The 10471-nt window shown below is 64.4% G+C and carries 8 protein-coding genes and 1 riboswitch; of the genes, 5 read left to right on the top strand and 3 right to left on the bottom strand.

Going from position 1 to position 10471, the window contains the following annotated elements; all coding sequences use genetic code 11:
• Positions 1-41: 41 nt before the first annotated feature.
• Both VI26_RS23755 and VI26_RS06705 read left to right on the top strand, forming a co-directional pair.
• A complete protein-coding gene (locus VI26_RS23755; RefSeq protein WP_082150928.1) occupies positions 42-224 on the top strand; it encodes an AlpA family transcriptional regulator in 183 nt (60 codons plus the stop codon).
• Between the two features lie 348 nt (positions 225-572).
• Positions 573-947: a cupin domain-containing protein gene (locus VI26_RS06705; protein WP_048408979.1), complete on the top strand. Its 375-nt coding sequence runs from the start codon at positions 573-575 to the stop codon at positions 945-947.
• A 195-nt stretch (positions 948-1142) separates the two neighbouring features.
• On the opposite strand, the gene VI26_RS06700 is transcribed toward VI26_RS06705, so the two are convergent.
• Complete coding sequence (locus tag VI26_RS06700; RefSeq protein WP_048408978.1) at positions 1143-2030, bottom strand: DMT family transporter; 888 nt, start codon at positions 2028-2030, stop codon at positions 1143-1145.
• 132 nt (positions 2031-2162) lie between these two features.
• Here VI26_RS06700 and VI26_RS06695 point away from each other — a divergent pair, with 132 nt between their 5' ends.
• From VI26_RS06695 to VI26_RS06685, 3 genes are all read left to right on the top strand, one after another.
• On the top strand, positions 2163-2963 hold the full coding sequence (locus VI26_RS06695) for a helix-turn-helix domain-containing protein (protein WP_048408980.1): 801 nt from the start codon (positions 2163-2165) through the stop codon (positions 2961-2963).
• A 79-nt stretch (positions 2964-3042) separates the two neighbouring features.
• Positions 3043-4284 (top strand): GNAT family N-acetyltransferase, encoded by a 1242-nt coding sequence (locus VI26_RS06690; protein WP_048408977.1) that lies wholly within the window; start codon positions 3043-3045, stop codon positions 4282-4284.
• A gap of 25 nt (positions 4285-4309) precedes the next feature.
• Positions 4310-5626: an MFS transporter gene (locus tag VI26_RS06685; protein ID WP_053074280.1), complete on the top strand. Its 1317-nt coding sequence runs from the start codon at positions 4310-4312 to the stop codon at positions 5624-5626.
• Between the two features lie 93 nt (positions 5627-5719).
• Here VI26_RS06685 and hrpA read toward each other — a convergent pair whose 3' ends face one another.
• Positions 5720-9655, bottom strand: a complete 3936-nt coding sequence (gene hrpA / locus VI26_RS06680) for an ATP-dependent RNA helicase HrpA (RefSeq protein WP_048408975.1) — start codon at positions 9653-9655, stop codon at positions 5720-5722.
• Between the two features lie 97 nt (positions 9656-9752).
• The gene (locus VI26_RS06675; protein ID WP_048408974.1) at positions 9753-10118 is read right to left on the bottom strand and encodes a DUF5329 domain-containing protein; all 366 of its coding nucleotides are present in this window, start codon (positions 10116-10118) and stop codon (positions 9753-9755) included.
• An 83-nt stretch (positions 10119-10201) separates the two neighbouring features.
• Positions 10202-10364: riboswitch (FMN riboswitch) on the top strand.
• Positions 10365-10471: the final 107 nt, after the last annotated feature.

Raw genomic sequence — 10471 nt, 5'->3', positions numbered from 1 at the left:
GGGCTGCCCGAGGGCGGCCCTAACTATTTGGAGAAAACAGTATGCAGGATCGATTCTTGCGGTTAGAAGAGGTTGAGAGAATGGTTGGTTTCCATTACTCAACAATTTACAGACGAATCCAGAAGGGAGAGTTCCCCGCACCAATAAAAATCGGCACTTCAAGCAGATGGCGATTGCTGGATGTTTCTGCGTGGATGGAGAAGGTTGTAAACCGGGCAGCTTAAGGAGGGGCACTACAAATGGTTGTGAGTAATATTGTGAGTAATAAAATTGTCGTTCAAAAATAAATACAATAAAATCAATGAGTTTATTCTGTTATGCGATTCATGCCCAATAACTGGCACATGGTTTCGGGTTCCACGGTAAAGAGATTGTCATGGCCGGTCGCGCCGACTGCGGTTTTGTTACAGAGCTTAGGCGATATGCGCACCCAGGGCAATGTGCCAGCGCGGCGAAGCGGCGGCGCGGCCGCCCGTTTGGCGTCGGACCACGCCACATGGCAGCGGCCTGGAGGCCGTGCTACGGTCCAAGCTCGGACTGAATTGACTCGAATCAAGAGAGGAGGCCTTGCCATGCCCCGTGGTTTTCGCGCCGTCAGGCTGGAGGAGAAGTTCGCGTTGTTTCAAGAACAGTGGCGTCCCAAGATCATCGCCCAGATGAACGACTATCATTTCAAGCTGGTGAAAATCCAGGGGGACTTCATCTGGCATCGGCACGCCGAGACCGATGAAGTCTTCATCGTGCAGGAAGGGTGTTTGCGCATCGATTTGCGCGACAGGCCGCCGGTATGGGGGAACGCCGGGGAGATGTTCGTCGTGCCCAAGGGCGTGGAGCACAAGCCCTATGCCGAGCATGAGGTCAAGCTGATGCTGGTGGAGCCGCAAGGGGTGCGCAACACCGGCGAGGTCGTCAGCGAGCGCAGCGCTCCCGCGGACGATTGGATCTGAGAGCCTGTGCAAAGCCTGCTGCGCTTCGTGAAGCGTTGCATGGTGAGTACGAATTCAAAATGCTCATGTACCGTTTGTGCATTCCGCTTTATCGCTCGTTTTCGCCTTGCCTCGCCTGTGCTCGCGAGACGTTGAACAGGCCCTGAGGCTTCGGCCGCCCTGTCGGGGCAGCCGATCCGGCAAGTCGGGGCCGGCTTAAGCGGGCTTGAAGGCGCCGCGCAGCTTGGCCCAGCCGCCCTGGCTCAGGCTGACGCCGAGCAGGATCAGGCCGCCGCCCAGCCAGTGGTAGTCGTGTATGGTCTCGCCCAGCAGCGCGCTGGCGATCAGCGCGGTGAACAAGGGCAGCAGATTCATGAAGATGGCGGTGCGTTCGCTGCCCAGGCGCTGGATGCCGCGCATCCACAAATAGGGCGCCAGCACCGAGGAGGCGATGCCGGCGAAGGCGACCAGGCCGACGCCCTGCGGCGGCACCGCTAGGCTGTGCGCGCTGAGCGCCACCGGCACCAGCATCAGCACCGCCAGCAGCACCTGAACATAGAGATTGGTCCAGCTGCCGAACGGCGGCGCCCAGCGCCGCAGCAGAATGCCGTACAGCGCGTAGGAGAGTGAGCCGATCAGCATCAGCGCGTCGCCATGGTTGACGCCGCCGTCGAGCAGGCTCAGCGGCCGGCCCTGGCCCAGCAGATAGCACACGCCCAGCAAGGACACCGCGACGCCGAACAGCGCGTGCGCGCCCACCGGCTGGCGGAAAGCTACCGCGCTGAGCGCCAGGCCCAGCAGCGGCACCAAGGCGCAGATCACGCCCATATTGGTGGCGCTGGTGCTGTGCGCGGCGTAATAGGCCAGGCACTGGAACATCACCATGCCCAGCACCGCCAGCACGCTGAAGCGGCCCAGCCAGGGGCGGATGGCGCGCCATTGGCGCAGCAGCGGACGCAGGCACAGCGGGGTGAGAATGACCGCGGCCACCAGCCAGCGGTAGAAGGAAATGGCGGCCGGGTCCAGCGCCTGGGCGGCGGCCTTGGACACCACGGTGTTGGCGGACCAGATCAGCACCGCCAGCATGGGAAACAATGAGTTCATGACGTGAACGACTCCGAGAGCGCGGCGCCGGCCTTTATGGCGTGGCGCGACATTGACAGCCGCTAGTGTAACGCTGTCTGATTAGTGCCATATAACGCAAAGCAGACATTGCAATACAGGGAAACCGACAAATTGGACTATTCCGAACTGGATCAACGCTTGCCGGAGCCAGCGCCCATCCATCTGCGCTACGATCAATTGACGCCGCAGACCGAGTTCACGCCGCACAGCCACCGCTGGGGCCAGCTCAACCGCATCAGCCTGGGCCTGATAGAGCTGGACCTGGTCGAGCAAGAACAGGGCGAACGCCTGCTGGCGGCGCCGGCGGAGTTTCTGATCTGGGTGCCGGCCGGGGTCAGGCATTCGGCCTCGGTGCGCCAGGCGATGTGCTACACCTCGGTCTATATCGGCGCCGAGGCGGCGGCGCGGCTGCCCGGCCAGCCCTGCCTGATTCCGCAAACGCCCTTGCTGCGCGCCTTGCTGGAGGACTTTTGCCAGCGCGGCGTCACCGCGATAGAAGATCCATGGGACCGACGCCAGGCCGAACTGCTGCTGGAGCGGCTGGTCCAGGCCGGCCACCAGCACAGCTATCTGCCGGACAGCCGCCACCGCCAGCTGGCGCCCATCCTGGCAGCCATCCGCGCCCACCCGGCCGACAACACCACGCTGGCGCAATGGGCGCAACGGGTATACGGCACCGAGCGCACGCTGGCGCGCCATTTCCAGCGCGAGCTGGGCATGAGCTTCGTGCAGTGGCGCAGCCGGGTAAGGCTGCTGCGCGCGCTGACCTGGCTGCGCGAAGGCAGGGCGGTGCAGGATATCGCCGCCGATCTGGGCTACGGCACAGCGTCGGCTTTCATCGCCATGTTCAACAAGCAGTTGGGCTATTCGCCGGAGCGCTATCGTCGGCAATTGGCCGAGGGCATGTCTTGAGGATGCTTGTTGCCCGATTGGCATTGCGGCACACTGGCATGATTGTCACGCATAGAACAACAGCACATCCGCCCATATCATGAGCAAGAAGATCACACAACTGGCCCGGCAACTGGGCGACGGCTGGAAGCTGCGCCGCAGGTTGCGCCAGGCCAGCACGCTGAATTTCGTTTTTTCCGAACGCATAGACTTCCTAAACGGCCAACACTGGGACCGTCTGACCGCGCCGCGCGGGCTGCTGATGTCCCGCGATTACTGGCGCGCGCTGGAGCAGTCCGGGCTCGCCGACTTCGAAGTCCGCTATGCGATGGCTTACCGCGACGGCGTGCCGGTGGCGGCCGCGGCGATGCAATTGCTGGCGGTCAGCCTGGAAACCATGCATGCCCATCCGGGGCCGCGAGCCGAGGGTTCGCTGCGCGCGGCGCTGGCGCAGAACATCAAGCCGCGGCTGCGCCAGCGTCTCTTGGTCTGCGGCAATATGCTCAGTTACGGGCTGGATGGGGTGGCTTTCGCCGCGGAGCTGGACCCGCAAACCCGCTGGCAGGCGGTGGCGGAAATCCTGTACCGCATCCGCCGCGCGGAAAAGCTGAACGGCCAGATCGATTTCGTGCTGGTCAAGGACCTGGACGCGGCGGCGCTGGAGGATAGCCGGGCGCTGGGCAAGCTCAGCTACAGCATGCTGCAGACCGAGCCCAATATGGTGCTGCCGCTGGCCGAGGACTGGCGTGTTTACGAGGACTACCTGGCCGGCATGACTTCCAAGTACCGCAGCAGCATCCGCCAGCAGATCTTCAAGCCCATCGAGGCCGCCGGCTGCGAAATCGGCGTGATGACGCCGCAGCAGGTGGACGCGCAGGCGCAGCGCATGCAGCAGCTCTACCTGGCGGTGCAGGACAATGCCACGCTGCGGCCGGTGACGGTGACCGCCGACTACTGGCGGCGGATGGCGGCGCTGGGACCGGAGCGGGCGGAGTTGCGCGGCCTGTGGCGCGATGGCGCGCTGCTGGGTTTTTTGCTGGTCTTGAAAGACGGCGCGGAAGTCACCGCCGCGCAGATCGGCTTCGACCGCGCCGCGGCCAAGACGCTGCCGCTGTATCTGCGCCTGTTGCACACGGCGATAGAGTCGGCGCTGGCCGCCGGCGGCCGCCGGGTGATCTTCGGCCGCACCGCGCTGGAGCCCAAGGCGCGCATGGGCTGCCAGCCGGTGCCGACCACGCTGTGGATACGCCATCGCCAGCCGGTGCTCAATTCGCTGATCCGCAACCGCTTCGGCATCGTTCATCATGACGAGGCCCCGGCGATCAACCCGTTCAAGAAATAAGCGCCCGCAAACCAAAGGACCCGATATGACTCAAACGGCGAGCGCCGCCGCGGCACCCGCGCGCAAACTGAACCGGAACGACTGCAAGACGCTGGGCCTGGCCTCGCTGGGCGGCGCGCTGGAATTCTACGATTTCATCATTTACGTGTTCTTCGCCCTGGTGTTGGGCAAGCTGTTCTTCCCCCATGACATTCCGGGCTGGCTGCGCCAACTGCAGGTGTTCGGCATCTTCGCCGCCGGCTATCTGGCGCGGCCGCTGGGCGGCATCATCATGGCGCACTTCGGCGATCTGTTCGGCCGCAAGCGCATGTTCACGCTCAGCATCGTGCTGATGGCCTTGCCGACGCTGGCGATGGGCTTGCTGCCCACTTACCAGGACGTCGGCGTGTGGGCGCCGATCTTGCTGCTCCTGCTGCGCGTATTGCAGGGCGCGGCCATAGGCGGCGAAGTGCCCGGCGCCTGGGTGTTCGTCGCCGAGCACGCGCCGCCCAGCCGCACCGGCCTGGCGTGCGGCATCATTACCTCGGGGCTGACCATAGGCATTCTGTTCGGCTCCCTGATCGCGATGGCGATGAATCTGTTGTTCACGCCGCAGCAGTTGGAAAGCGGTGCCTGGCGCATTCCCTTCCTGATCGGCGGCGTCTTCGGCCTGGTGGCGATGTATCTGCGCCGCTGGCTGCACGAGACCCCGGTGTTCAGCGAAATGCAGGCGCGCAAGGCCTTGTCCGCCGAGCTGCCGCTGAAGGCGGTGCTGCGCGGTCATCGGCTGGGCATGGCCGTGTCGATGGCGGCCACCGCGATGTTGTCGGTCACCATCGTGGTGGTGATTCTGATGACGCCCACCTTTTTGCAGAAGCAGTTCGGCGTGCCGCCGGTGGAGGCGCTGTTCGCCAACAGTCTGGCCATCGTCGCGCTGAGCGTGGGCTGCATCGTCGCCGGCCTGGCGGTGGACCGCTTCGGCGGCGGCCCGGTGTTCACCGCGGGCAGCCTGCTGCTGGGCGTCAGCAGCTGGTGTTTCTACCAGACCATGGGCCACGATGTGAGCTGGCTGCATCCGCTGTACACGCTGACCGGTTTCTTCGCCGGCATCGTCGGCGCGGTGCCTTTTCTGATGGTGCGCGCGTTTCCGGCGCCCATCCGCTTCAGCGGCCTGTCGTTTTCCTACAATGTGGCTTACGCGGTGGTGGGCGGCTTCACGCCGGTCTTGCTATCGCTGTGGATGGAGGTCAGCTCGCTGGCGCTGGCCTGCTATCTGATGATTTTCTGCCTGGTGGGGCTGGCGATGGGCTTGTTCCTGCTGGCCTGGGGCGATAGACCGGGCTTGTCGCATCCAGTGCATTGAAGGGCGTGCTGCGCGCATAGAAAAACGGCGGCGTCTTTATCGACGCCGCCGTTTTCTCATGCCAGGGCGAGCCAGTTCAAGGTCTGGCGAGCATTAGCGCGGCAGCTCGCTCCACAGCTTCAACAGCCGCTTGGCGGACACCGGGTATGGCGTTTTCAGTTCCTGGGCGAACAGGCTGACGCGCAGTTCCTCGATCTGCCAGCGGAAATCCAGCAAGGCCTGGGACGCGCCTTCGGCTTCATTGTCCTCGGCCACCCGGGTTTCCCATTTCTGCCATAGGTCGCGGATTTCCGCGCCGCGCTGGCCGTCGCGCTGCGGATTGGCCGGCTGCTTGTCCATGCGCAAGCCCATCGCGCGCATATAGCGCGGCAAGTGCGGCAGCTGGCTCCACGGCGTGGCGGCCAGGAAGCCCTTGTAAACCAGCTTGGCCAATTGCTGCTGCAGCTCGTAGCCCAGCTTGTGCTTCTGCATCTTGACGCTGAGCGGGCCGTATTCGGATGCCACCTGGCCCAGATACTGGGTCACCGCCTGGTTGACCGCCGGCAGCCGGGTACGAGCGCGAGTTTTCTGCTCGTTGAAGGCTTTCTCATTGCGCGGCAGCGCGTCGTCGCCGATGAAGGCGCGGTCGCAGATGCAGGCGATGGCGTCGGCCAGCAATTCGTCGACATTGGCCACCGCGCGCAGCTGCAGCCCCAGCTGAGTCATGCCGGGCAGGCCCTTGGACAGCTGCTTCATCTGCTCCTTGAGCTGCAGCTGCAGCAGCCGGATCACGCCCTGGCGGTGATGGCGCTCGGCCATCAACTGGGTGTCGAACAGGCGGATCGCCACCTTGTCCTGCTCCAGCGTCAGCGCCGGATAGCCGGTCAGCTGCTGGCGGCCGCGGGCGAACTGTATGCTTTCCGGCAGTTCGCCAAAGTCCCAGCTGCTGACATCATCGCGCTCGAATTCCGCGCTGGTGTCGCGGAAAGTCAGCTGGGCGGCCTGGCCGAACTGCTTTTGCAGCGCCAGCAGGTCGCGGCCCAGGCCGATTTCCTGCTTGCCGTCGTCGATGACGCGGAAGTTGAACAGCAGATGGGCCGGCAGCTCCTGGGCGCGGAAGTCGTCGATGTCCACCTTGACGCCGCCGGTTTCGCGCAGGATGAAGCGCGCCAGCTGCGGCGCGATCGGCTGCTGTTGATCCGGATTGACGCTGAGGAAGCGGGTGACGAAGTCCGGCACCGGCACGCAGCAGCGGCGGATCTGCTTGGGCAGGCCCTTGATCAGCTGTTGCAGCTTCTCGCGCACCATGCCGGGCACCAGCCATTCGAAGGCGGCCGGCTGCAGGCGGTTGAGGATGGCCAGCGGCACGTCCAGGGTGACGCCGTCCAGCGGGTGGTTGGGTTCGAAGCGGTAGCGCAGCTTGAGGCGGCCGTCTTCCAGCTCCAGCCATTCCGGGAACTGGTTTTCGGTGACATGTTGCGCGGCGTGGCGCATCAGTTCTTCGCGCGTCAGGTGCAGCAGCTTGGCTTCGGTCTTTTCCGCCTCCTTGCGCCAGGCCTCGAAGCTGGCGGCGTCCACCACCTCGGCCGGAATCCGTTCGCTGTAGAAGGCGAACAGCGCCTCTTCGTCCACCAGCACGTCCTGACGCCGCGCCTTGTGCTCCAGCTGCTCCACTTCGCGTATCAATTGCTGATTGCGCTGGAAGAAGGGCGCGTTGCTGACATAGTCCATATTCACCAGCGCGCCGCGGATGAACAGCTCGCGCGCTTCTTCCGGCGCGATGCGGCCATAGCTGACCGGCCGGCGCGGCACCAGGGTCAGGCCGTACAGGGTGACGCGTTCGCTGGCCACCACTTCGCCGCGGCTCTTTTCCCAGTGCGGGTCGAAGTAATGGTATTTGACCAGGTGCGGCGCCAGCTTTTCCACCCATTCCGGCTCGATCTTGGCCACGCAGCGGGCGTAGAGGCGGGTGGTTTCCACCAGTTCCGCCGCCACCAGCCATTTGGGCTTGGCTTTTTTCAGGCCGGAGCCGGGGAAGACGTGGAAGTTGACGCCGCGGGTGCCTTGGTAATCGTCGCCTTCCTGGTTTTTCATGCCCAGATTGCCGATCAGGCCGGTCACCAGCGCCTTGTGCAGGTTTTCATAAGCGACGGCGTCCAGCTGCTGGCGCTTTTTCTGCGTCATCTGCGCGTCCGGCTGCTCAGCGTCGGCGTGCGCCTGTTCGCGCTTGATCAGGCCCAGCTCGCTGGCGATGTCGGCCAGCTGCGCGTGCAATTCGCGCCATTCGCGCAAGCGCAGATGGGACAGGAAGTGCTCGTGGCAGGTGTTGATCAGAAGGCGGTTGGATTTCTTGTGCTTGAGCGCGTCGGCGAAGAAGTCCCACAGGTGCAGGAAGGACAGGAAGTCGGACTTCTCGTCGTTGAAGCGCGCCTGCGCGCGTTCGGCCGCCTCGCGCGCCTCGAACGGGCGTTCGCGCGGGTCCTGCACGCTGAGGGCGGCGGCGATGATCAGCACTTCGCGCACGCAGCCGAAGTCGCGGCCGGCCAGCAGCAGGCGGCCCACTTTCGGGTCCACCGGAATCCGCGCCAGCTCCTTGCCCACGCCGGTGAGTTCGCCCTTGTCGTCCACCGCGCCCAGCTCGGTCAACACCTGGTAGCCGTCGGCGATCAGTCGGCTGCTCGGCGCTTCCAGGAAGGGGAAGGCATCCACCTTGCCCAGCCGCAGCGCGGCCATGCGCAGGATGACCGCGGCCAGGTTGGAGCGGACGATTTCCGGATCGGTGAAGGCAGGGCGCTGGTTGAAGTCGTCCTCGCCGTACAGGCGCACGCAGATGCCTGCCTCGACGCGACCGCAACGGCCGGCGCGCTGCCGCGCCGCCGCCTGGGAGATTTTCTCCACTTGCAGCTGTTCCACCTTGGCGCGCGGGCTGTAGCGGTTGATGCGCGCCTGGCCGGTGTCGATCACGTATTTGATGCCCGGCACCGTCAGCGAGGTTTCGGCCACATTGGTGGCCAGCACGATGCGGCGGCCGCCGGAAGGCTTGAAGATCTTCTGCTGGTCCTCGTTGGACAGCCGCGCGAACAAGGGCAGGATTTCGTAGCCGCGGATGCCGGACTTGCGCAGTTTTTCCGCGGTTTCGCGGATTTCGCGCTCGCCGGGCAGGAAGACCAGCATATCGCCCGGACCTTGGCGCGACAGCTCGTCGACGGCGTCGACGATGGCGCCTTCCATCTCCACTTCGCGCTCGTCTTCGTCGCGCTGCGCCAACGGGCGGTAACGCACTTCCACCGGATAAGTGCGGCCGGAGACTTCGATCACCGGCGCGCCGTCGAAATGGCGGGAGAAGCGGTCGGCATCTATGGTGGCCGAGGTGATGATCACCTTCAGGTCCGGCCGACGCGGCAGCAGCTGTTTCAGATAACCCAGCAGGAAGTCGATGTTGAGGCTGCGTTCATGCGCCTCGTCGATGATGATGGTGTCGTAGCTTTCCAGGTAACGGTCGGTCTGGGTTTCCGCCAGCATGATGCCGTCGGTCATCAGCTTGATCACCGATTTGTCCGACAGCTTGTCGGTGAAGCGCACCTTGAAGCCGACGTGCTCGCCCAGCGTGGATTTCAGTTCCTGGGCGATGCGGCTGGCCACCGAGCGCGCGGCGAGCCGGCGCGGCTGGGTGTGGCCGATCAGGCCGTGCACGCCGCGGCCCAGTTCCAGGCAGATCTTGGGCAGCTGGGTGGTTTTGCCGGAGCCGGTTTCGCCGCAGATGATCACCACCTGATGGCGCTCGATCGCGGCCTTGATGTCGGCCAGTTTCTGGTTGACCGGCAGCGCGTCGTCGAAATCGGGCTTGGGCAGATGGGCACGGCGCGCGGCCACCTTGGCGGCGGAGCGCTCGATCTGCGACTGGATGTCGGCCAGCTGCTTGTCCGCAGGCTGGTTCTTCTTCAGCCGCTCGGCGGCGTCGCTCAGTTTGCGACGCAAGGCGTGGCGGTCGCGGATCAGACAAGAGGGGAGGTCGGCCTTGAGTCGGGCCAGCAGCTGGGCAGCAGTCATCGGGAAAAGAACACTGGATTACAGGAAAGCGGTGATTATAACAGCTGCGTGGCGCTCCGGCAGGCCTGGATTGCCGGCCGGACGCCCGTGGAACGGCTTATTTGCGCTGGCGGTAGCGGCCCAGCTCTGCTTTCAGCCAGCCGGCGCTGGCCACTGGCTGCGCCGCGCCGCAACGCACTTGGTAGGCTTTGCCGCTGATGCTGCTCTGGGTGGCCGCGCGTTCGATGAAGCTTTCCGCGTTGCTGACCCAGTCTTTTTTCAGCAAATACTGGTATTTGTCGTTCAGATGATCGCGGGCCTCCTTGGAACCGTACCAGCTGCCGTTGCGGTTGAATTCACAGCCGGATTTGGCCAGATAGTCCAGCAGGTGATCGATTTCAGCTTTGGCGGTGGGGGTGGGCGCGGCGACGGCGGCGCCGGCGCTCAAACAAAAAATCAGCCAGATCGGCAGCTTCAGGGTCATGCATCGCTCCATTGCAATTGGAATGCGCTGACTATGCGCGATGGGGCTGGGCTTGTCCAACTTCTACGCCGCCTTTATGCTGTGCCGGTCTTCAGGGCGGGGTGAAACTCCCCACCGGCGGTATGCCGCGGCGAGTGCCGGCGGCGAGCCCGCGAGCGCCGCGCAGCCGTTTCCATGATGCGCGGGTCAGCAGATTCGGTGAGAAGCCGAAGCCGACGGTGATAGTCCGGATGAGAGAAGACGCGCGCCAGGCTCTGAGAGCCTGGCGTGTCTTTGCGCGTCGGCATCGCCGTGCGCCGCCCTGGGGCGCTTTCCTTAGAACCTGCTCAATGTCTGCTGCGCTTCAGCGATAC

This window comes from Chromobacterium sp. LK1, from assembly GCF_001043555.1.
Lineage (GTDB): Bacteria > Pseudomonadota > Gammaproteobacteria > Burkholderiales > Chromobacteriaceae > Chromobacterium > Chromobacterium aquaticum.
Note: the sequence above shows the minus strand (reverse complement) of the source record. Positions and strands in the feature narration are given on the sequence as shown.

What these genes read in the sequence shown, in the direction of transcription:
- hrpA (WP_048408975.1), bottom strand. Translation starts at nt 9,655, where the DNA reads ATGACTGCTGCCCAGCTGCTGGCCCGACTCAAGGCCGACCTCCCCTCT.
- VI26_RS06690 (WP_048408977.1), top strand. Translation starts at nt 3,043, where the DNA reads ATGAGCAAGAAGATCACACAACTGGCCCGGCAACTGGGCGACGGCTGG.
- VI26_RS06685 (WP_053074280.1), top strand. Translation starts at nt 4,310, where the DNA reads ATGACTCAAACGGCGAGCGCCGCCGCGGCACCCGCGCGCAAACTGAAC.
- VI26_RS06700 (WP_048408978.1), bottom strand. Translation starts at nt 2,030, where the DNA reads ATGAACTCATTGTTTCCCATGCTGGCGGTGCTGATCTGGTCCGCCAAC.
- VI26_RS06705 (WP_048408979.1), top strand. Translation starts at nt 573, where the DNA reads ATGCCCCGTGGTTTTCGCGCCGTCAGGCTGGAGGAGAAGTTCGCGTTG.
- VI26_RS06675 (WP_048408974.1), bottom strand. Translation starts at nt 10,118, where the DNA reads ATGACCCTGAAGCTGCCGATCTGGCTGATTTTTTGTTTGAGCGCCGGC.
- VI26_RS23755 (WP_082150928.1), top strand. Translation starts at nt 42, where the DNA reads ATGCAGGATCGATTCTTGCGGTTAGAAGAGGTTGAGAGAATGGTTGGT.